This window comes from Saprospiraceae bacterium (assembly GCA_016715965.1).
In the GTDB taxonomy this organism is placed as follows: Bacteria; Bacteroidota; Bacteroidia; order Chitinophagales; family Saprospiraceae; genus Vicinibacter.
Genome location: JADJXG010000001.1, coordinates 3,421,022 through 3,446,250, shown reverse-complemented (window position 1 = coordinate 3,446,250; position 25,229 = coordinate 3,421,022). Strand labels below are relative to the sequence as shown.

Here is a 25,229-nt window from a genome sequence, read left to right as displayed (position 1 = left end):
TTTTAAATTTTAGATTCAATAAATTCAAAGAGCATTTGTGGATTTAATTTCCTCCAATGGACTTCATTGAATTTGCCACCAAGATTTATGTGATATTGTATCATCGTCCGTCTCATTTCCTCTTCAACATGCGGCAAAATATTCAAGAGGCAAATCCAACCTTCATATTCTTCAATATCCTCTTTCCATTCCTCATAATAGCAATCATCGGATCCATGAAAATTTAGTACGTTTTCACAGATAAGGATATATTTATAGACTTGCTCACTCAGCATTTTGTCAATAACATTCCTTTTTAGATACATGACATCATTTTCGATACAATCATTCCACTCTCCAATTAACTCCATAATGGCAAAACCTTGTTCATAATCGACATATAAGAGTTTTATGTATAAATTTGCGGAACCAAAATTATCCCATTGGGGATGAAGGAGGAAATTATATATTTTGTTGGCATATTCAAATTCTGAATGAACCTGTCCTGCAAAGGGTGATTTCTCATCTTCTTCGCTATCGTACAGACCTCTCCAATAGTAATATGGCTCAATATCGTGCATTCTGAAATCTTCTAAATTTAATGCTTGGCAATGAGAATTGTTTTTACCGGCCCTGAATCTACAGGAAAAACCAGTCTAGCTGTCCTTTTTTCTCATCGATACAAAGGTAAGCTGAATATTGAATATAGTCGTCTCTTTCTATCAGAGCATGGTCCAGACTATACCTTTCATTCAATCTCACAAATGGCTGTACGGCAACATATTAATGCTATGGAACTGGATCAAAATGATGCATTGTTGTTTGAAGATGGGGATTTGTTAACCTACCTTATTTGGCAAAAAGTGAAATTTGGAAAAATGGATCATGAGTTGTTGAAACTTTGGAAAGAGCACCCTCCATCCCTCTATTTGATTTGCTATCCTGATGTACCTTGGATTTTTGATCCCTTAAGAGAACATCCCAATTGGAGAATGCCATTGTTCAAAATCTATTTGGAATTTATTTTGAGCCATAAATGTAATTTTCAAATTGTGAGTGGAGTTGGCGCCAAACGAATCAGCAAAACTGAAATTTTTATCAGGAGATTTCTAAAAGAGCTTTAATTTTGAGCAATCATAATTGGGGTGCCGCATCAGTGATTACTCACCGGCTGAGATAATACCCATAGAACCTGACCGGGTAATTCCGGTAAGGGAGTATGTGTTCTATTGCAGCAACTCAATTTAAACATTGTTGCAACATGAATTTTTTTAATTTTCTAATCCTATTTCTCGTATTTTCTGACCTTTTTTGCCAGGTGGATGTTACCATTCAGGTCACAGATGAAAAGAACTTAGGTATTTCAAATGTTGAAATATACGTTCCTGAGAACAATCAACATCTTATAACCAGTACAAATGGTTTAACTAAAGCTCAATTTACTTTGGGTTCAGAATTTACCTTTTATGTAATATTTGATGGGGAAATTCAGAAAATATTTAAGAAAAGAGTGGATTCCGATCAGCTGTTCATTATATTGAATGAAAATTTTATTTCATTGAATGAGGTAAGTATCATCAGCAGTCGTTGGGAATCAGATAAGCTCACAAGTTCCAATACTCTGAATCTTGGGCAAATTAAAAACAAGGCGGATGTAAAAGACCTTCCTTATTTGCTGCAATCACAAGCATCCGTTCAAGTGCAGTCCGAAGCTGGTAATGGGGTAGGGTACACGGGTTTTCGAATCAGAGGAATTGATCCCAATCAAGTGCAGGTCAATCTTAACGGAATTCCACTGAACGATCAGGAATCTTCCAGGACTTATTTTGTAAATACCCCGGATCTTATAAGTAATTCAGATCGTATTGATATATTGTCAGGTTTTGTCCCCGGCAGGGCAGGAACCGGTGGGTTTGGTGCCGCTGTAGATATTCATTTGAATACAGTGTTCTCTGAAGCTTTTGCTGAATTGAAAACCCAAATGGGCTCATTTAACACTTCTCTTTGGAGCCTTAATTTACATTCGGGTCTTTTAAAGGGAAAATATTTACTAGAGGGTAGACTTAGTCAACAAAAATCGAATGGCTTTATTGAAAGATCGGCAAGTGACTTAAAGGGATTGTTTCTGAGTGGAGCCATCGTTCATTCACACAATAGTGTGCGTATAAATTATATTGATGGTGAAGAGAGGACCGGACAAGCATGGTTTGGTTTACCTTATTCCTATTTCAATGTTGATTCCTTAGTACGCTTCAACATAGCTGGTCGAGAAAAATCCGGAGTACCTTATCCTGACGAAGTAGATCAATACAACCAGAAACATTTGCAGGTATTTTACCACCAGGAAATGAAAAAGGGTATAAATCTTGTAATCAATGGAAACTATACCAAAGGATATGGGTATTATGAAAACTACAAAGCGGGTGCATTTTTGCTCGATTATGGACTCACCCATCCAACTGAAACTAATTTTGACTTGGTTAGGAGAAAATGGTTAGACAATCATTATGCTTATGTCTACATGGGACTTGACCAATATCAAAATTTGGACCGAAAATATAGTTACGGGCTTTCATTTTCTCATTACAATGGCAGACATTTTGGAAGGGTGAATTCCATCGGGTTGGAAGAAGTAAGCGGTTTAGGACATGATTATTACAGTAACAAGGGATTGAAATCTGAGCTGGCATTGTTTGCAAAAACTTCTATTAAGTTGAATGATAATTGCTTGTTATTGCTGGATGGACATGGACGATTTTTAAACTATCGCATCAATGGAAAGGACGATCGGTATGGTAATTTAGGATATTCCAGGAATTTCCTATTGCTGAATCCAAAAACGGCGTTTCAATATAAAGCCAGTTCAAACTTGCACTTTTCCGCTTCTGCCAGTTATTATCAGAGGGAACCCTATCGTGAAGATGTATTGTCCAGTCCAGCCGTGAATAAGGAGCATCTATTGGATTTTGAAGCAGGAGGACAATTCGAGCATTCCCACTTTAATTTTAAATTCAATTTTTATCGATTACAATATTTCCAATATTTGGCCTTGACCGGCGCTTTGAATGAAACCGGAGATCCCTTGCGGGTTCAGATCCCAAGGGCGGGTCGCACAGGAATTGAATTAAATTTATTATACAAAGTTTTGAAATGCCTAACACTTTCCAGTGCGGCAAACTTTTCTGCAAATAAGGCTGGAATTTTCACTGAAACTATACCACATTATGGAGCTCCAGAAAATGCAATACCAGCAATGGAAGCATTGGATAGGAATTTGGCTTTCTCGCCGGATTGGTTGCTTTTTACAGGATTAGAAATGAAATTTGGCGAATTGCAGAAGAAATTTCCACTCATCTTAAATTATCATCACAAATGGGTTGGTTCGCAATATCTTGATTTATCGAGCACAGATGAAGCCAAGTTGCCAGCGTATCATATTGGAATCCTTAGAATGGCCTACACAACAAAATGGAAAAAACTTGAAATCAATGGGTTTGTTATGTGCTACAATTTGTGGGACAAAAAATATAGCACCCATGGATGGTTTTCAAGGTTTACATCGGATGAACAAGCTAGTCCCGATCCATACTTGGGTAGTGGAACCAATGGGACGCTTTTTTATAAAGGCTTATACCCTCAGGCACTAAGACATTATACCATTGGAATTCTACTCCGAATTTAAAATTTGTAAGTAAACCCAACCCTGTAAATGATTGGAAGATTGGTCACATCATCCGGGGCAAGAAAATCATACATAACATAAAACTCATAAGCAAAATCTCCACCTGAATTATAGCCAAGCCCAGCATATAGGTGGTTGCTCCACTCCCGCTGAAGGATGAATTTATTATTGGCGTCAAAAAAACCGGTCCAATAAAATTCACTGTTTCTTGACGCTTCTAAATGGGTGAAAAAGGTACCGAGGAATTTCATCCGATTGAATAAACCAAAGCTGAAATTGGAAAAGGAAAGTTTGTATATTTCAGAGGCTCCAGAATAGCGACCATTATAATAACTATATTCAATTCGAGGTCCAACAGAAAGCCATTTGGTGAGCTTATAACCGGCCATGGGTGAAATTCCCGCATTAAAAAAATTGCCCACCAAAGCTCCATTGTTCAATGCCGAACTCCCAAACTGTAAAGTCAACCCACCACCAAACCACAAATGGTCCATCAATTTATAATCCGCATCCTTTTTTGTGGTCTTTTTCTTCTTTAAACTTGATTTGACCTGGGCCTGACATTCCAATGGATTCACAATTTCAGAAGCTATAATGATTGCGATGAAACCACAATATTTTGTAATATTTAATATATTGAAATTCATATATTAACAAATTAATTAAATAAAAATATATTTTTTGAACCCCACTTAATTATTGTAAAAATAATACATTGACTAACTTTGTCGAAATTTAACAAACAAATGAATATGAAATCTTTGGTTTTTGTTGCAAGTATTCTAATTTTTAACTTTAGTTTATCTGCTCAAAATTTTGTAGGTCAACCGGTTAATTACAAGAACCAAGCCTTGCTGAAGGGGTTATTTAAGGATTACGAGGTTGTCAATTTGGATATTGCTGCCATCCAAGCATCCCTCAATACACGATCCACTGTTAAGAAAATGCAAATTCAAACTTCCAAACACCATTGGGATCTTATCCTATTTGAGTTTGATATTTTCAACAAAAACTATTTTTTAACCAAGGCATCTGATGAAGGCAAAGTAAAATTGCCACGCAACAAGAATTTACGAACTTTCAAAGCCAATATTCAGGGACCAAGAGGAGGATTGTCATGTATGACCATTGCGGATAATTTTCTCTATGGATTTATTGAAGAATCCGGTATAAAATATTTTTATGAACCGTTGAGCTACTTTGACGCAAAAGCACCATTAAATCATATTGTTATCTATAGTGAAAGAGATGTAATCCCTAACCCCAATGTTAGTTGTGGGTATGAGCAATACAAAAGCCACCTACATCTTGCAGATCATCTCACCAAATCAGACCCTCCATCATCCGGCAGCAGATCAGCTTGTTATACAGTAGATGTGGCATTAGGTTGCGATAAAACCATACATGATAACAAAGGAGGAGTGCCGCAAGCGGAAGGCTTTATGATCGGAGTTTTGAACAATGTTCAAACAAATTATGACAACGAATTCGCGCATGAAGTAGAGTTCGGTGTTGCAGCCACATTTGTTCCAACCACGACCAGTCAAGACCCATGGAATAATATAAACAATATTAATCAGCACCTTGATATACACAGATCCTGGGGTAACGGTGGTGGTTATGGCACAGGATTCGCAGTAGCGACAGCCTGGACAAGAAAATATACTTCAGGTGCAATTGGATTGGCATGGCTATCTTCTGTTTGCACCAATTCCAGGTACAATGTGTGCAGTGATTTCGGAGGGGGTGCTCAAAGTTTAAGAGTGTTGCAGGCCCATGAGCTCGGGCACAATTTCAGTTGTGGGCATGATCCCTCTGGTTCCAATACAATAATGGCTCCATCCGTAAACAACTCCAATTCTTGGTCAGCAACTTCGATCTCACAGGTTAATTCATTTTTACCTTCCAGAGGATGTTTAGGTGCTTGTTCTGGAGGTCTGCCACCTGAAGCCATGTTTTCTGGTTCTCCCACTTCTGTATGTGTGGTTGGAAAAGTCAACTTCACGGATGAATCTGCCAATAATCCAACTTCCTGGCTATGGACCTTCCCAGGTGGAAGTCCATCCACTTCTACTGCTCAGAACCCAATGGTTAATTATTCCACCAGAGGAATTTATCCGGTCACTTTAAGAGCGACCAATTCTTTTGGCAACAATACAGTAACATATCAGGACTACATTGAGGTAGAGCAAAAACCAAACATTGTTAGATTTGATTACACTTTGATTGACCGGGAGCTTCAAATAACCAATGTGACTCAATTTTATGGAGAGTCTTTCTTATGGAAATTTGGGGACGGAAACACCTCTACTGAAGAACTGCCCTTCCATGAATATTCCAATGATGGAACATATAATTTGGAGCTTATTGTTAGCAATAAATGTGGCAGTGCCAATAGGCTTGTTCGATTGGTGGTGGCTTCGCCTGTTTCGGCTGATTTTACGTCGGATGTACAACAGGGATGTGCTAAATTTACAGTGAAATATAAGAATTTATCCTCATCAAATTCAACTGGATTTAAATGGGAATTTCCGGGTGGATCACCTGCAACATCTATGTTGAAGGATCCAATTGTGGTTTATGAACGCAAAGGTGAATTTGATGTCAAATTAACTGCTTCCAATTCACTTTATCAAGACATCAGGTCTGTAGTAAAATATATAAAGTCAGATTCTATAACAACATCAGACTTTTACCATGAGGATCCGGTTGGCAATTTGGTAAAGTTCAAAACCCTTACGCCTGATGCCGATTCCACTCTTTGGAATTTTGGTGATGGTAAAAAAAGTACTGAAATCGATCCGGAACATATCTTTCCTGGTCCTGGAAAATACAACGTTTGTTTGGTAGTTAAAAATATTTGCGGTAAGGATACTTCTTGTCAGGAAGTCGAAATACCCAATACCTTGACTGCCAAATTTTCATTGCAACCCAATGTTGGCTGTGCACAGTTTAAAGTAAAGTTTAAAAATGCATCCACTGGTGCTAGTTCATATTTATGGAGTTTTCCTGGTGGTAATCCATCAGCAAGTACTGATTTCGAACCAGAGGTAATTTACGACAATACCGGGAGCTATGATGTTGTACTCAAAGCAATTAATGGGCTAGACACCATGACTTATGAAGAATTGAAATATGTTGAGGTAAAGTCAGTACCAACTGCTGAATTTCAAACTTCGATTACAGGATTAACTGTATTTTTCAATAATTCATCCAAATATGGAGAGGAATATGAATGGAGTTTTGGCGATGGAGAAAAAAGCAATGAGATCAATCCATCGCATACTTATAAGGCTGAAGGGGATTTTGAAGTTATTTTAAAAGTAAAGAATGTATGCGGAGAAACAGAATACAGAAAACAAATGGCTGTCCTATTAATTCCAAGAGTGGATTTCTCTTCTAAAACTGAAATTTGTGCCGGTGACCGTTTGACCTTTAGTGACTTGTCTTCTAATGATGTGATCGATTGGTTATGGCAATTTGAAAAAGGAGAGCCAGCGGAATCGACTGAGAAAAATCCAAGCGTATTTTATGAGTATGCAGGAAAATATTCCGTTAAGCTTACCGTCAAAAACACCAATGGAGAAAATTTTGTCATTAAAGTAGCATATTTGAATGTGTTATCTCCGGTGAAATGCCCGGACAGATCGAAGAAAAAAACTAAAAATTCGGCCACCACGTTAGATGACGAAGATTTTGAGGGATCATTACATCAAAGGAATTCTACTTTTGAAGAACAAAGCTTCTATTTCATCCAGCCGAATCCAACCAGTCAGTTCTTTAACTTAAAAGCTTATGGCATTGATCCGAATGAAAAATTGGATTTAAAAATTATGGATTTGACAGGAAGAGAGGTCTACAATCTGAAAGGTAGTGCAAACAACATCCTTGATAAGAATATTGATGTTAGCGATTTAAGGTCTGGAGTGTATATGGTTTTTGTAAACGATGGTGAAAATCAATTTACAACCAGGCTAATGATTGTTGACTAAGAAAAAATGTTAATGCCACAAAAAGAGCCCCTCAGTTGTAACTTTGGGGCTCTTTTTGTTTTGCAACATTCATAACCAATTCTGCGTCTTATTATCATAAGGTTGCATTAAAAACTTTGGGGTGATTAGCAATTCAAGCTTCATTTCAAGACGATTAGATTTTTTTAAGAGTAATGTATTTAATTGTAAGTCAGTGGTTTGGTGTAATATTTTGGACAGGGCATCTCTGTTTTCTAATTTTGTAGTTCGCTCATGGCAACCAAATGTAGATACTTAAAATGGTGGTTTTTGCTCTTTATCCTGCAATTATTTGCAGGAGTTCAGGCACAATGGTGTTGTTTGGACAGTACATTTGTTATAGAAGATTTAGACACAAGGACCCTACGTATCACAGTATCGGGTGCATTAAACAACGACCTTGCTTCACCTGATCAGGGCTTATGTGGTGTACGAATTCGATTTGATCATAAATATATTGGAGATCTTACCATGACCCTGGTATCTCCATCAGGTCAAAGGGTAGGATTGTTGGGCCCGACAGGAAATTCTGGATATACCTTTTTTTCAAGATGGGATGTAAAGTTTGTTAATTGTTTTGATCAGGCCATTCCGGATCAAGGTTACGATGAAAAGTGGGATAATATTCAATCTTGGGGTGTATTTGGACAGTTTTATAATGGGACATATTATCCTCAAATGGGTTGTCTTGAAGATTTTGATTTTGGACCCGTGAATGGTGTTTGGAATCTTGAAATTACGGACCATCAAAGATTTCAGACAGGGCAGGTATATCAGGTTTGTTTGTTATTTTGCGATGTAAAAAACACTTCTTGTATTTCATGTAGTCCAAATGGTGGATTTTTCGATCCTAAGGAAATGCATTTTTGTTTGGGGAATGATTCTCTTGACAGAATGGATTGGATCATACAATCAAATTATAAACCTGATTCAAATATTTACGATTTCAAATATTTAGTTGCAAAAAATGACAGTATTTTGCAAATCACAGAAACACCTGATTTGAGCACTTATGGTACAGGAAATTATAAAATCTGCGGCCTTTCATATTTAACAAGTGATTCATCTAGTTTACCATCAACCAACCAAGATGCCAGATTGAGTCAAATTAGGAGTGAGGTAATTTTGAATTCAAAAGGAATATGTGCAGAGTTTTCAAAGAACTGTCTGGATGTAGTCATTCACCCTCTTCCAAGCACCTTGGATACAAATATCACAATTTGTCGTGGTGATACTTTTGAAATTTATGGAAGCCAATATTTTGCGGATGGACAATATCAGTTGAAGTTTATTAATGAAAATGGATGTGACTCCTTTTTAAGGTTTAATTTAAAAACAGTTGAGTTAAAAGCAGAAATACTTGGACCAATTGATGACATTACTTGCCATAAAGATACGGTAACTTTGGACGCTTCTATTTCGACTTATGGGGCCTTCACCAGATTTTCATGGGCGACAGAAAATGGAAATATAGCCGACTCTTCAGATACCCAAAGAGTAAAAGTAAACAAGCAGGGATTCTATCAATTGACCCTTCAAGAAGGTTTGTGCAAAGACACCATTGGCATTTTTGTGAATAAAATCAGCGAAGTTCCAGAATTGCATGTTAAATTAGATACCATTACTTGTTTGGAAGATACCGCACATATTTTGGCGATTACGAATGTGGTAAATCCTAAATGGGAATGGAGAGATAATAATAATCAATTGGTTTCTGACTCCAGTCATTTAAACACAAATCTATCAGGTAGATATGTGGTTAGCTTGGAGGATACAACTGGATGTAAGGTACATCAAATCATTGTTATTCCTTTGGATACAGCTTCGCCCAGAATTATGGCAAGTGACATCGTAAAGCCTTGTTCGATGGATTCAATATTGGTGAGTTTTGAAAGTTTGGATTCATTGATTTCTATTGAATGGACCGGCCCTAATCAATTTTATTCTTTTTCGCGCAGGCCTTTTATCCAAACAGAAGGTGAATATCACCTAAAAGCAATTGGTGTAAATGGCTGCAGCTCGGAAATCAAATTTTCATTGATCCATCAGGAATCTGATCTCCTAGTTATTTTGGATTCTGATACTTTGAGTTGTGAGGATACTTTGGCTGAAATCAGAACAACATTTAATAAATCGTTTAAGAAAATTGAGTGGAATGGTCCAAATAATTACTCTTCAATGGGTTTGGATGCTTTGGTAGCTGAGTCAGGGATTTATACTATAGTTGTCACTGATTACAATGACTGCATTGTTACAGACTCTATATTTGTACCCGAGCTAAAATCACCATTATCCACCAATCTAAGCGCTTCTAAAATAAGTTGTCTTTCTGATAGTGTTCAATTGTTAGTTGAGATTTTTCCACAGGGGGCAATAGCGGATTCAATATTTTGGATTGGGTCGAATTTTACATCCAATAATTTGGAGCCATGGATTAGAGAAAGAGGTTGGTATAAATTGTTTTTATGGAATTCCAATGGATGCTTGAGTGTGGATTCAATTTTTGTAGATGAAGACAATGGAAAACCTGATGTTTTAATCATTTCGGATACTTTGAATTGTTTAACTGACTCCGTGCAACTAATTGCCGAAAGTAATTTGGGAATCGATTTCTCATGGATAGGCCCTAATAATTTTAGAAGCATCAACAAAAATCCATTTGTGTTCAGTCCCGGCTTATACGAACTAACTGTAGAGTCAGCCAATGGATGTCAAACCAAAAGATCAGTTTTTATTCCAATTGATACCATATCCCCATTTATTAGAATTGTTCCTGATACCTTGACGTGTTTAAAAAAATCAGTAGAATTAAGAGCGGAACCAATGTTGAGCACAGAATCTATTATCTGGAGGGGACCTTTTAATTTTAATTCTAATTTGCCAAGCGCTTTCGTTTCCAATTCCGGAATATATTATTTGACCGTGACCTCCAATGTCAATGGGTGCCTGAAAGAAGATTCTATTTTTATACCTATAGACACTTTGCTTCCACAATATCAGGTTGTAATAGATTCAATTACTTGCTCCAGAAGTAAGGCAGAGATTCGTTTGACTTCCTCAAAAGTGGATGATTTTGTAGAATGGTTACTTCCAAACGGAGATACAATTGTTGGAAAGACTTTTCAGTCTGAATTTTTGGGCCTTTATCGGTTTAAAATTGCTTCAGCAAATGGATGTGAAGTTTGGGATTCAATTTTGATGAAAGCATCTATTGAAAAACCTGAAATTACCATGCAGGCGGATACCATTACTTGCAGGACCCCAATGGTTAGAGTTGATTTACTGAGTCCATCCGGAAATTTATTTTACAGACTGATTAGGCCTGATAAATCAGAAGATTCCACTAGTTTTATCATTACGGATCAAGCTGGGTGGCATATAGGTATCGCGAGGAATCAATCAGATTGCATCACCATTGACTCCATCTGGGTGGAAGATCGATCCAAACCAACAAGTGTTGTTTTTTTCGATTCAAATTTTGACTGCTTGGAAAAAGATTCTGCCATCTTATTTGTGGAAGGTGTCACCATGAATGATTCGTTGATTTGGACTTTCCCAGATGGTTTATTTTCCAGTCAAAGAATGATACAAAAGCCTGCTGAGGGAAAATACTTTTTAAAGCTTACCAATCAATTTGGATGTATTTCCCTTGACTCAGTTGTGGTTACTTATGACACTTTACTTCAATTTTCTTCTTGGATGGCGGATACTTTGACTTGTGACAAGAAGATGGTCCAAATCTTTCCCAGTATTGGTTCTAACTCTTTTACAATGACAATAATTCATCCTGATACTTTCATCCAAACAACAAGTCAACCCATTTATTTGGTTTTACCAGGCTTGTACCAAATTGAAGTAATAGGGTCCAATCATTGTAAATTAGATACATCCATAAATATTCAGATTGACACCACTTTGCCAAATGTGCTTGTAGAATTTGATACCATTACCTGCAACAGAGAATTTTCCTTTATTGAGTTACTATCGACTGATTCTATTGTTGATGTGTCTTGGATTTTGGCCGACTCTACTGAAATTTTGGGAAGATCCTTTTCAACCAATATACCTGGTAAGCATAGCTATTCACTCAAGAACAGGAAGAACGGTTGTTTATTAAATGGTTCCATTATAATTCCAATTGATACATTGGTTCCTGAATTTTTAATTTCTCAGCTTGACAGTATAAATTGTGATAGCCTTCCAATCCGTCTTGAAATAATATCGAAAAATAATTTGAAAAAATATCGGTATAATTGGTCAACAGTCAACGGTATGATCCTAGATCGTTCAGACACTAGTCTGGCATTGGTAATTAAAGGCGGAAGGTATTTTGTAACCGCCACTGACGAATCAAATGGTTGTGTCTCGAATGGATCTATTGACCTATCTGTTGTTCCAGAACCAATTACTTCTGTTGATTTTGGCATCATTCAGGATTTATGTGTGGATTCTGCGGCAGCAACCATTGAAATTAATGTCCGGCAAGGAGGGACCATTCCATTTTCATATTCCATAGATGGAGTTAATTTTACGATGGACTCCCGATGGTTTAATTTAAGACCAGGTAATTATCATTTTCACGTAAAAGATGGAAATGGTTGCAGTTATGATACCATTTATTTCGTTCCCAATCAGCTTGGACTTCATTTGGATGTCCTGCAGGATACAACGGTTAATCAAGGGGTACCCGTTGTGCTGAAGTCACTCATTAATAAGGACAGCAGTTCTTTGACAACCATTCTTTGGTCACCAATGGATTATTTGAGCTGCTCTGATTGTTTAAACAACATTTCAATACCTGATCAATCAATAAATTATATTGTCACAGTAATAGATACCAACGGTTGCATTGCGACAGATGAAGTTCGAATTACCGTCTTGAATGAAGTCAATGTATATTGGCCAAATGCATTTACTCCAAATGGCGATCAAATTCATGATGAATTTTATTTGCAACTGGATGAGTCAGTAAAGCTGGTAAATGATTTCCAAATTTATGACCGGTGGGGTAATCGCATTTATGGAATTAGTAATTTGGTTCCACATTCCCAAAAAATCAGTTGGGATGGCACTTTTCTGAATAGGAATTGTCTTCCAGGAGTTTATGTTTTTGTTTTGGAATTTGAGACCAATGCTGGAGAACGAATTCAAAGAACCGGAGAATTCACACTAATCCGATAACCACAGTTTTTTAATTAGGCAAGGCAGCAGAACAGACTTTTAAGGGATCTTGAAGTATGTAGAAAAGGGTGTAATTTTGATTACATGATTGATAAATAGGAAATTACATATTTTATAAATAATTTTGAATTGGATTGTATTTAAGCAGTTCTAATTTGCATTATATTTACAAAAATATGGCATTATCTTTATACGGTTTTTCGGATAAATATAAATATTATTATATATATATAAATTAAACAAAATCAATATGAAAAATTGGTTAATTGCATTCTTGATGGTTTTAAGCACAAGTTTTAACTATTTTTTGGATGCTCAATGTACTCCACCTTCAGCGGATGAATGTGAAGATGCCAGTGTATTGTGTTCACTTTCCGAGGTGAATGGGTACTGCTGTCAAAATACAAATTATTCGAATCCAACCGGATGCTCTCCATTATGCCCGAGTGGTGGGGCACCCCACAATACAGGATGGTGGGCCTTTGTTACCCAGGGTGGGGCAGTTTCAATTACCATAACTTTCAGTAACTGTTCTGTAAATGGAACTGGAGTCCAAATGGGTATTTGGGGAGATTGCAATTGTGGTGAGTCTATATTTTGCAATCCTGCCTGTAATGGGCCTGGCAGTTTCACCCTTTCAGGAAATCTACAGGCTTGCAAGACTTACTATTTGTTTGTGGATGGGTGTTCTGGCGATGTCTGCGATTTTTGCCTATCCACATCGGGCGGAAACGCGCCAATGTTACCGCCACTAGGAAATATTCAGGGAATGCGGGATGTATGTGTTGGAGCATGTAATATTCGTTATACCATTGGTACCGGTGGAAGTTGCGAGCCAACTTATGAGTGGACTTTGGATGGTAATGAGGTAGGAAGTGGAACAGGTGAGATTACCTTGGATTTCCCAGATGAAGGCGATTTCCAACTTTGCGTGACTGCATATATTGGTAATCCTCAATCAGGGTCAATATGCGATCAAGAAGGTCCAGTTTGTATTACGATCAGAGCAAGACCAATTCCAGATAGAATTGCCCCAAAATCTACTTTGTGTTTTGAGCAAACTCCTTTTAGATGGCATAGCAATACAATTACAGCATCCGGAGAATATCGGCAGCAATTCACAGATCGGGCTACCTGTTGCAAATACGATTCAGTCAAGGAATTTGTTGTTTTGGAAGTTCCGGAGCCCCCTGATGTTTATTATCTGGGTTGTATCGGAGATACTTATGTTGACCCTTTGACAAGAGTAACTTTCAGTAGTTGTCAATTTGATAAAGTCGTTAATTTACCAAAATCAACAGATCCATGGAGATGTGATAGTTCCTACAAACTGAATGCCATATTTATTAATTATAATGTTCAATTTAGGGAATATTGTGCGGGAGGAGTCATTGTGATTGAAGGTAGACCTGTCGACAGAACAATTACTTGCGGTAACTCAGGGCTCACGCAGGATTTGCAATACAAATGGTACTTAAAAAGTGATCCTGCAAGGATTGGTTTGGGTTTTGATGATCGACTTGAGGTGGATAAAAAGGATGAATATTGTATGGAACTTACGGTGACAGCCAACTTTGGAGATAAATCAAAAACTTGTGTTTTTGATTTTTGCGAGCAATGGGATGAAGACCAGTTTAAACCTTACGATGTCTGCCCAAAAGGAGATCAATTGGTTTGTCAAGGGAAAACAGGAATCTATTTTGTGGATACAATCTTGCCTCAAGGAATTTTTATTCATAATTGGGTAGTGAGTGGTGGAACCATTATTACACCAAAAGGTGGAATAGATACGACGGCCATTGAAGTTCTATGGAATTCCGGTGCTCCTGTAGGTCAGGTTTGTTACAATTACATCTCAAATTGTGGGGACAGCAAAGAGTGTTGCATCGATGTAACCATCGCCCCTGCTCCTGCTCCAAAAGCTGGACCCGATGAAGGTATATGTGGTCTGTCCAATCAATTTAAAGGTCAAAAAGATCGAGGGGGGATGTGGACTCAATTGTCTGGGCCCAATGCTAATATTTTAGATCCTTCCGATCCGAATTCTTTGGTGAATGTCAATACTTATGGAAGCTATACCTTTGTCTACACGGAATTTTATCTAGGTTGTGTTGGCTCAGACACAGTAACACTTTTATTCAATGATGATCCGGTTAAGGGACCAGTAACTTATATTTGTAACGCCAACAACAAAGATTATACATATAATTTTCAAATATCAGGTGGTCAACCAGGATATAGTGTGATTAAAGGAAATGGAACTGTAAACTCAACAACAAATATCTATACTTCTGGTGTTGTTCAGAATCTGGCAAAAGACACTGTGATTATTCGCGATGCCAATGGTTGTGAATTTACATTTATTCACGATTATGAGTGCAAGTGTACCAATAGCATCGGGATATTACAAAGAGAAAATCTAAGATTATGCGAAGATGAACTAGTGACGATAAAATATGATAAAACATTTGAAGTCTTGGATCAGACTCCAAAAGACACTGTGATCTTTTTTATCCACACGATTGACACCAATGCTTTGGGTAGCAGGATCCGTTCACTTAATAATTTGACGTTTGGGTTCGACCCGAGTTTTATGGTATTTGGACAGACCTATTATGTAAGCGCAATTTTAGGACGGACAGACAGCAATGGATGGATCGATGCAGTGAAGGGATGCAGCAGGACTGAGGGTCCAACCGCTTTCACCTTTTTTGAAATCCCCAGACCAACAGCAGGTATAGACCAATCCATCTGCGACGTTGAGATCGATCTCAATGGATTTAAGTCATTAACCCAATCCTCCCTTTTATGGGAAGAAGTAGGTGGCAGAGCTGTGTTATTTAGTGATGTGAATGCTCCACAAACGAAGGTTACCGCTTTGGACGGATATGGCACTTATGTCTTTAGGATCACAGAAAATAACAATGATGTATGTATTACAACTGATTTGGTTGAAATTACCTTTAATGCCAATCCGGAAATTGAAAATGTAGAACCTGAATGTGTATTTTTTGGAGCCCCTGGTTCAAAAGATGGGAAATTTGTCGTAGATGCAACTATAAAAAACGGACTCCAACCCTATACATTGCTCACTCCAAACGGTCAGTTGATAGGCAATCAGTGGGTTTCTGATACATTGTTTAGTCTTGATACTTTTCGCATCCAGGTGCAGGATGCCAATGGCTGTGTATCTGAATTAATAATTGATCTTTACAATTGCAATTGTGATCCGATTGATGCGGGAATATTGGATAGTTTGTTGACGCGGGTATGTGAGGACGAATGTGTTCCGATCAAGAATTTGGTACCTGAGATGGTAAATGCTGCTCAAGATATAGCGATGTATATATTGCATACAGGTACGTTCAATTTTTTAAATGCATCAAACCGATTGGACACCTTGTCGGCAAATGATGTGGTTTGTTTTGATGCAGCCAGGATGACCTTGGGTCAGCCTGTCAACATAACTCGGATAGTTGGTGAGGACATTGCACCACGAGATGGATTGATCGATGATAAAGATCCATGTAAGCGTGTATCGAATCCACAATCGATTATATGGGAGCCATATCCATTGGCAGATGCGGGTCGCGACAACGAAGTATGCGGTTTGAACTATAGTATGACTGCGAATTTGCCATTTGGAACTGGATTTTGGAGGCAATTGACAGGTCCCGGTTTGAGTGTGATAGCAGACAACAGCTTGCCTGGTACGAATATCACAGTACCTGGTTATGGAACCTACAGTTTTGAATGGCAGGCATCACATTACAATTGTGTACGATTGGATACGATGAGCATTACCTTTTTGGATGCACCGGAATTTGACAGGTTGAGTTATACATTTGAATGCGATCCGGTGGCTGAGAATTATCGTGTGAGGGTAAATGGAATAAATGGAGACCGTCCGAGTTGGTCAGTGTTGGGTTATCATCAGAGCAATCCATTGAATGGAAGTTTTAGTGGAAATACCTGGGTAACAGATTGGATTCCACAAAGTGAGAATTTCATATTGACGATACGGGATAAGAACAATTGCGATATTGATACCTTGTTAGGCTCTGAGCCTTGTCTTTGCATTACCCGGATAGGGAATCTGAATGCACCGCGACATTTGTGCAAAGCAGAAGTAGTACAGGCGAGTTATGGTCAGGGCGTATTGGATCCAAACGATGTGGTGAGATATCAGTTGATAGATACCACGGGAGGTGTAGGCACGATATTGGAATTTAATGACAATGGCAGTTTTAGTTTTGATGGAAGCAGAATGGTGAGTGGGAAGACGTATTACATCTATGTATTTGTAGGTAATCAGGATCCCAGAACCGGGAATGTAGATTTTGGAGATCGGTGTTTGCAGTCGACGGTGATACCAGTAAGCTGGTACGATGATCCGGTGGCAGCGATCACAGGTCCTACGGAACTGACCTGCCGAATAACGAGTATCCAGCTGAGCGGATTGAGTTCACAGAGTGAATCCGGAGATCCATTGACCTATCAGTGGACAGCGAGTCAGGGTGGGCAGGTGAATCCAGGCCAATCAGGACTTGGTACCATTGACGTAAGCTTGCCTGGAACCTATACCCTTGAAGTGACAGATCCGCGTGCAGGATGCAAGCATCAGACCAGCATAGTAGTTACACAGGATATTGTCAAGCCGACGGTAGCGATACGAGGTCCTCAGGTGTTGACCTGTGATGTATTAAGTGTGGATCTTGACGGAACAGGATCATCACAAGGAGGAATTTATACAGCGACCTGGACAGGAGCTGGGCCGATCACAGGATCCAATACTTATACAGCGAGTGTAGGGACAGCAGGCAGATATGTATTGACAGTAGAGAATACGAGGACCGGATGTTTGGATAGTCTTGCGATGAATGTATTACAGGATATCGTGCCACCATTGGCGGATATCAATCCGATCGGACAATTGACCTGTACAGTCAATCAAATTCAATTGGATGCGAGTGGCTCAAGGGGAAATTCAGGAACAATCAGCCGCTATACCTGGACGGGAGCGATCATAGGAGGTCAGGGCACATCGACGGTGACGGTAGGCAAACCAGGCGGAAGGTTTATAGTAGAAGTAAAAGACAGTCGGAATGGCTGTGTAGATACAGACACGATCGATATAACGGAGATAGGCAATCCATTGGCAGACCTGTTGGTAGATCCGGCGAATCCGACCTGTTTTGGAGATCGCAATGGAAGGATATTGATCAGCGAGGTATTGGATGTAAATAATGCCCCGATGTCGAATGTAGAGTTTTCGTTCAACGGGGGACCATTTAGCAGCAACCGCTCGTATACGAATTTGGCGCAGGGCAATTACCGAGTGACGGTGAGAGATCCGAATGGATGTTTGATGGAGCGGACCTTTAGCCTGATCGAGCCCACGAAAATGGGAATAGAAGTGATCAGGAGTGTTGTAGTGGATCAGGGAGATCCTGTGAATGTAAGATCCTTGCTGGTAGAAATCACGGGAGGAACCTTGGTAGGAGGACAATATAGGGATACCACATGGTTTAATTTGGATGAGAGCATAGATTGGGAGAGCAAGTTGATCTATGAAGCAGACACGACGAGAGAATTTTTAATCACCGGAATAGATTCGAACGGATGTGAAATATCAGAAAGAGTCAGGGTGATTGTAAGAATCATCAAGGATGTGTGGTGGCCAACGGTGATATCATCGAATCAGGACAACACGAATGATTTTTTCAATGTATATGGAAAGCGAGTGCGGAATGTAAGGAAGCTGCAGGTGTATGATCGTTGGGGATCGATGGTGTATTCGAGAGAAAATTTACCAGACGGCAATAAGAATCCACAGGTAGGATGGAACGGTACCTTTAAGGGAGAGCGGGCGCTGCCAGGAGTGTATGTGTTTTATGCAGAAGTAGAATATGAAGGCTCAACCGGATATGAAGAAGTAAAAGGAGACTTTACCTTGGTTCGATAGGTAAAAGTAATAAGTCAAATACTCAACAAAACACAGAAGCCTGTCAATCCCTGACAGGCTTTTGTGCTTTTGTAAGGATTACAAGCATTGTATTAGACAACAATCAATCCTAAACTTTTTTCTGAAATCTCTTGAATACCAAAATTCATTCAAAAACAGTCCTCACCTCAAAATTTGCCTTCCACCGCTCAGGATTTGCGAACCATACAATGAGTGATTGCAACTTTCCCTTTGACAAATGAAGTCGGTGATTTGCCTTATGACTTTGTCGTAAACATTCTAACATATTCAATTTGGAAGCAATATGGCGAGTCTTTGTTGGTATTTTAACTTTCAATTCCAAAACTGTAAGATAATATTGGAATTTGAAAATAATTCTAAAGAATTGCAGCGTTTTTGGCATTTAAGGTGTCAAGTATGTAATCAATTGAAAGATCGTTGTCCATTTCGATTTTAATAATTTGATAACCAATAATCTAATTAAAAAATTTAAGTGAATCAGTTTCAATTTTAAACAAATTCCAATGGATTGTTAAAATCGTCGTAACTTTTGGCACTTATTAAGAAAATATATACTAATATTTAAATATATAATACAAACATATACAAATGAAAGTAAAATTTTTACCTCTTTTTCTGCTCTTTTTTGTATTCTTTCAAGTACAGTTAAGTTCACAATGTACTCCTCCCTCAGCCGATGAATGTGAAGACGCTAACGTATTGTGTTCACTTTCAGAGGTGAATGGGTATTGCTGTCAAAACACAGATTACTCAAACCCTACAGGTTGTTCGCCCTTGTGTCCAAGCGGTGGTGGACCACACAATACAGGTTGGTGGGCTTTTGTAACTCAAGGTGGAGGAGTGTCCATTACCATTACATTTAGTAATTGTAGTGTAAACAGTCAAGGTGTTCAGATGGGTATTTGGGGAGACTGCAATTGTGGCGAATCCATTGTTTGTAATCCCGGCTGTAATGGTCCTGGTAGTTACACCCTTTCGGGAAATCTACAGGCATGTAAGACTTATTATTTATTTGTAGATGGATGTAATGGTGATGTTTGTGATTTCTGTTTAACTACTTCAGGTGGTCAACCTCCTCAATTACCTCCTTTGGGACAAATTCAGGGTCCTCGCGATGTATGTGTTGGAGCTTGTAATATAAGATATACAATCAATACAGGTGGAGCCTGTGAGCCTACTTATGAGTGGACTTTGGATGGAAATGAGGTAGGAAGTGGTACAGGTGAAGTTACCTTGGATTTTCCAGATGAGGGTGATTTTCAACTTTGCGTGACTGCTTATATTGGTAATCCTCAATCCGGATCAATTTGTGATCAGGAAGGTCCAGTATGTATAACAGTTAGAGCAAGACCTATTCCAGATAAAATTGGACCTCCATGGACATTGTGTTATGAGTATGTTCCATTCCGCTGGCATGGAAATACAGTAACTGCTTCCGGAGAATACCGGCAGCAGTTCACAGATCGGGCAACTTGTTGTAAGTTTGATTCTGTAAGGGAATTTATAGTTCTTGAAAAGCCGGAAGAACCGGAAATTTTCCATATTGGTTGTGATGGAAACGATGCATACATTGATCCCACCACAAGACAATCGTTTAGTACTTGTCAATTTCAAAAATTGATCAACCTTCCTAAATCAACAGATCCTTGGCGATGTGACAGCGCATACAAACTGAATGCTATATTTTTGAACTATAATGTCGCTTTTCGTGAATATTGCCTGAGCGGTGAAATTGAAATTGAAGCTCGAACCATTGATCGCACTGTTACATGTGGAAATTCCCAATTTCAACAAGACATAAGTTATAAATGGTATCGAAAAAATGATCCTTCCAAAACCGGAATTGGTTTCGATGATCGTGTACAGGTGACAACCAAAGATGAATATTGTGTAGAATTAAAAATACTTGCAAATTTTGGAGATCAAACTGCTGTTTGTTTTTTCGACTTTTGTGAGCAGTGGGATGAAGATCAGTTTAAACCATATAAGGTGTGCCCTAAAGGGGACATATTAGTTTGTCAAGGTAAAACGGGTATTTATTTTGTGGATACGATTTTGCCTCCTGGAATATTTATACATAACTGGGTAGTGAGTGGAGGTACTATTATAACACCGAAAGGCGGAATAGATACCACGGCCATTGAAGTTCTTTGGAATTCCGGCGCTCCGGTTGGTCAGGTTTGTTACAATTACATCTCGAATTGTGGAGATAGCGAAGAATGCTGTTTGGATGTTACTATTGCCCCTGCCCCTGCTCCAAAGGCTGGACCTGATGAAGGTATATGTGGTCTGTCCAATCAATTTAAAGGACAAAAAGATCGGGGTGGAACTTGGAATTTGATTTCGAATCCTTCCGGAGGTAATGTCAATATTACTGACCCAACAGATCCAAATTCACCGGTTAGTGTGGACAGATATGGCAGTTATACTTTTGTTTATTCAGAATTTTATATTGGTTGTACAGGTTCTGATACAGTAACACTTTTATTCAATGAAGATCCGGTTAAAGGACCTGTAACGTATATATGTAATGCCAACAACAAAGATTATACGTACAATTTTGAAATAACGGGTGGAAGAAAAAATTATACCGTCATTAAAGGGAATGGAACCATAAATCAGACCAACGGTATTTATACTTCAGGTGTAATATTAAATCTAGCCAAAGACACTGTGATCATTCGCGATGCCAATGGTTGTGAATTTACTTTTATCCACGATTATGAATGTAAATGTACCAACAACATTGGTGTGATACAAAGAGAAAATCTAAGATTGTGTGAAGATGAACTAGTGACGGTAAGATATGATAAAACATTTGAAGTCTTGGATCAGACTCCAAAAGACACCGTGATCTTTTTTATCCACACGATTGACACCAATGCTTTGGGTAGCAGGATCCGTTCACTTAATAATTTGACGTTTGGATTCGATCCTAGTTTTATGGTATTTGGTCAGACCTATTATGTAAGCGCAATTTTAGGCCGTACCGATAGCAGGGGATGGATCGATGCAGTGAAAGGATGCAGCAGGACTGAGGGTCCAACTGCTTTCACCTTTTTTGAAATTCCACGTCCGCTCGCCGGTCCGGATGATGCCATTTGTGGAACCGTTTATGATTTGCAAGGATTTAAGTCTTTGACACAATCCAGCATTGAATGGGAAGTTGTTCAAGGCTCTGCATTGTTTGATGATATAAATGCATTAAACCCAAATGTTACCGCTCTAGGAGGTTATGGTACCTATGTCTTTAGGATCACAGAAAATAACAACGATGTTTGTATAAGTAGTGATCTGGTTGAAATTACTTTTAATGCCAATCCGGAAATTGATGCGGTTGATCCTAAATGTACTTTCTTTGGAGCACCCGGTTCCAAAGATGGTAAATTTGTTGTGGATGCAACAATTAAAAATGGAAGAGCGCCTTATACACTTATAACTCCTATTGGCACATTAAACGGCAATCAATGGTTTTCTGACACCTTATCAAGTTTAGATACTTTCCTAATTCAAGTTCAAGATGCCAATGGTTGTATTTCAGAACTAGTGATAGATATTTACAATTGCAATTGTGATCCGATTGATGCGGGAATATTGGATAGTTTGTTGACGCGGGTGTGTGAGGACGAATGTGTTCCGATCAAGAATTTGGTACCTGAGATGGTAAATGCTGCTCAAGATATAGCGATGTATATATTGCATACAGGTACGTTCAATTTTTTAAATGCATCAAACCGATTGGACACCTTGTCGGCAAATGATGTGGTTTGTTTTGATGCAGCCAGGATGACCTTGGGTCAGCCGGTCAACATAACTCGGATAGTTGGTGAGGACATTGCACCACGAGATGGATTGATCGATGATAAAGATCCATGTAAGCGTGTATCGAATCCCCAATCGATTATATGGGAACCATATCCATTGGCAGATGCGGGTCGCGACAACGAAGTATGCGGTTTGAACTATAGTATGACAGCGAATTTGCCATTTGGAACTGGATTTTGGAGGCAATTGACAGGTCCTGGAGTGAGTGTGATAGCAGACAATAGCTTGCCTGGTACGAATATCACAGTACCTGGTTATGGTACCTACAGTTTTGAATGGCAGGCATCACATTACAATTGTGTACGATTGGATACGATGAGCATTACCTTTTTGGATGCACCGGAATTTGACAGGTTGAGTTATACATTTGAATGCGATCCGGTGGCTGAGAATTATCGTGTGAGAATAAATGGAATAAATGGAGACCGTCCGAGTTGGTCAGTGTTGGGTTATCATCAGAGCAATCCATTGAATGGAAGTTTTAGTGGAAATACCTGGGTAACGGATTGGATTCCACAAAGTGAGAATTTCATATTGACGATACGGGATAAGAACAATTGCGATATTGATACCTTGTTAGGCTCTGAGCCTTGTCTTTGCATTACCCGGATAGGGAATCTGAATGCACCGCGACATTTGTGCAAAGCAGAAGTAGTACAGGCGAGTTATGGTCAGGGCGTATTGGATCCAAACGATGTGGTGAGATATCAGTTGATAGATACCACGGGAGGAGTAGGCACGATATTGGAATTTAATGACAATGGCAGTTTTAGTTTTGATGGAAGCAGAATGGTGAGTGGGAAGACGTATTACATCTATGTATTTGTAGGTAATCAGGATCCCAGAACCGGGAATGTAGATTTTGGAGATCGGTGTTTGCAGTCGACGGTGATACCAGTAAGCTGGTATGATGATCCGGTGGCAGCGATCACAGGTCCTACGGAACTGACCTGCCGAATAACGAGTATCCAGCTGAGCGGATTGAGTTCACAGAGTGAATCCGGAGATCCATTGACCTATCAGTGGACAGCGAGTCAGGGTGGGCAGGTGAATCCAGGCCAATCAGGACTTGGTACCATTGACGTAAGCTTGCCGGGAACCTATACCCTTGAAGTGACAGATCCGCGTGCAGGATGCAAGCATCAGACCAGTATAGTAGTTACACAGGATATTGTCAAGCCGACAGTAGCGATACGAGGTCCTCAGGTGTTGACCTGTGATGTATTAAGTGTGGATCTTGACGGAACAGGATCATCACAAGGAGGAATTTATACAGCGACCTGGACAGGAGCTGGGCCGATCACAGGATCCAATACTTATACAGCGAGTGTAGGGACAGCAGGCAGATATGTATTGACAGTAGAGAATACGAGGACCGGATGTTTGGATAGTCTTGCGACGAATGTATTACAGGATATCGTACCACCATTGGCGGATATCAATCCGATCGGACAATTGACCTGTACAGTCAATCAAATTCAATTGGATGCGAGTGGCTCGAGGGGAAATTCAGGAACAATCAGCCGCTATACCTGGACGGGAGCGATCATAGGAGGTCAGGGCACATCGACGGTGACGGTAGGCAAACCAGGCGGAAGGTTTATAGTAGAAGTAAAAGACAGTCGGAATGGCTGTGTAGATACAGACACGATCGATATAACTGAGATAGGCAATCCATTGGCAGACCTGTTGGTAGATCCGGCGAATCCGACCTGTTTTGGAGATCGCAACGGAAGGATATTGATCAGCGAGGTATTGGATGTAAATAATGCCCCGATGTCGAATGTAGAGTTTTCGTTCAACGGGGGGCCATTTAGCAGCAACCGCTCGTACACGAATTTGGCGCAGGGCAATTACCGAGTGACGGTGAGAGATCCGAATGGATGTTTGATGGAGCGGACCTTTAGTCTGATCGAGCCAACGAAAATGGGAATAGAAGTGATCAGGAGTGTTGTAGTGGATCAGGGAGATCCTGTGAATGTAAGATCCTTGCTGGTAGAAATCACGGGAGGAACCTTGGTAGGAGGACAATATAGGGATACCACATGGTTTAATTTGGATGAGAGCATAGATTGGGAGAGCAAGTTGATCTATGAAGCAGACACGACGAGAGAATTTTTAATCACCGGAATAGATTCGAACGGATGTGAAATATCAGAAAGAGTCAGGGTGATCGTAAGAATCATCAAGGATGTGTGGTGGCCAACGGTGATATCATCGAATCAGGACAACACGAATGATTTTTTCAATGTATATGGAAAGCGAGTGCGGAATGTAAGGAAGCTGCAGGTGTATGATCGTTGGGGATCGATGGTTTATTCGAGAGAAAATTTACCAGACGGCAATAAGAATCCACAGGTAGGATGGAACGGTACCTTTAAGGGAGAGCGGGCGCTGCCAGGAGTGTATGTGTTTTATGCAGAAGTAGAATATGAAGGCTCAACCGGATATGAAGAAGTAAAAGGAGACTTTACCTTGGTTCGATAGGTAAAAGTAATAAGTCAAATACTCAACAAAACACAGAAGCCTGTCAATCCCTGACAGGCTTTTGTGTTTTTGTAAACAA

General features: G+C 39.3%; 8 protein-coding genes and 1 riboswitch. Of the genes, 6 read left to right on the top strand and 2 right to left on the bottom strand.

The annotated features are described in order from the left end of the window. Positions 1 to 2: 2 nt before the first annotated feature. Positions 3 to 560, bottom strand: a complete 558-nt coding sequence (locus tag IPM48_13340) for a hypothetical protein (GenBank protein ID MBK9272570.1) — start codon at positions 558 to 560, stop codon at positions 3 to 5. A 30-nt stretch (positions 561 to 590) separates the two neighbouring features. On the opposite strand from IPM48_13340, the gene IPM48_13335 reads away from it, so the two are divergent. Both IPM48_13335 and IPM48_13330 read left to right on the top strand, forming a co-directional pair. After that, positions 591 to 1,103 carry an ATP-binding protein gene (locus IPM48_13335; GenBank protein MBK9272569.1) on the top strand — a complete coding sequence of 171 codons (513 nt, stop codon included), beginning with the start codon at positions 591 to 593 and terminating at the stop codon, positions 1,101 to 1,103. Between the two features lie 6 nt (positions 1,104 to 1,109). Further along, positions 1,110 to 1,213, top strand: a riboswitch (TPP riboswitch). 27 nt (positions 1,214 to 1,240) lie between these two features. Next, positions 1,241 to 3,661, top strand: a complete 2,421-nt coding sequence (locus IPM48_13330) for a TonB-dependent receptor plug domain-containing protein (GenBank protein MBK9272568.1) — start codon at positions 1,241 to 1,243, stop codon at positions 3,659 to 3,661. Here the strand turns inward: IPM48_13330 and IPM48_13325 are convergent. Continuing rightward, on the bottom strand, positions 3,658 to 4,308 hold the full coding sequence (locus IPM48_13325) for a hypothetical protein (GenBank protein MBK9272567.1): 651 nt from the start codon (positions 4,306 to 4,308) through the stop codon (positions 3,658 to 3,660). The two genes, IPM48_13330 and IPM48_13325, sit on opposite strands and share 4 nt — an antisense overlap. A gap of 105 nt (positions 4,309 to 4,413) precedes the next feature. On the opposite strand from IPM48_13325, the gene IPM48_13320 reads away from it, so the two are divergent. The 4 genes from IPM48_13320 (at position 4,414) to IPM48_13305 (ending at position 25,150) form a co-directional block, all read left to right on the top strand. Next, positions 4,414 to 7,653, top strand: a complete 3,240-nt coding sequence (locus IPM48_13320; GenBank protein ID MBK9272566.1) for a PKD domain-containing protein — start codon at positions 4,414 to 4,416, stop codon at positions 7,651 to 7,653. 252 nt (positions 7,654 to 7,905) lie between these two features. Continuing rightward, positions 7,906 to 12,852, top strand: a complete 4,947-nt coding sequence (locus IPM48_13315; protein MBK9272565.1) for a gliding motility-associated C-terminal domain-containing protein — start codon at positions 7,906 to 7,908, stop codon at positions 12,850 to 12,852. Between the two features lie 250 nt (positions 12,853 to 13,102). Then, positions 13,103 to 18,817: a gliding motility-associated C-terminal domain-containing protein gene (locus tag IPM48_13310; protein ID MBK9272564.1), complete on the top strand. Its 5,715-nt coding sequence runs from the start codon at positions 13,103 to 13,105 to the stop codon at positions 18,815 to 18,817. A gap of 609 nt (positions 18,818 to 19,426) precedes the next feature. Beyond that, positions 19,427 to 25,150 carry a gliding motility-associated C-terminal domain-containing protein gene (locus IPM48_13305; GenBank protein ID MBK9272563.1) on the top strand — a complete coding sequence of 1,908 codons (5,724 nt, stop codon included), beginning with the start codon at positions 19,427 to 19,429 and terminating at the stop codon, positions 25,148 to 25,150. Positions 25,151 to 25,229 lie beyond the last annotated feature (79 nt).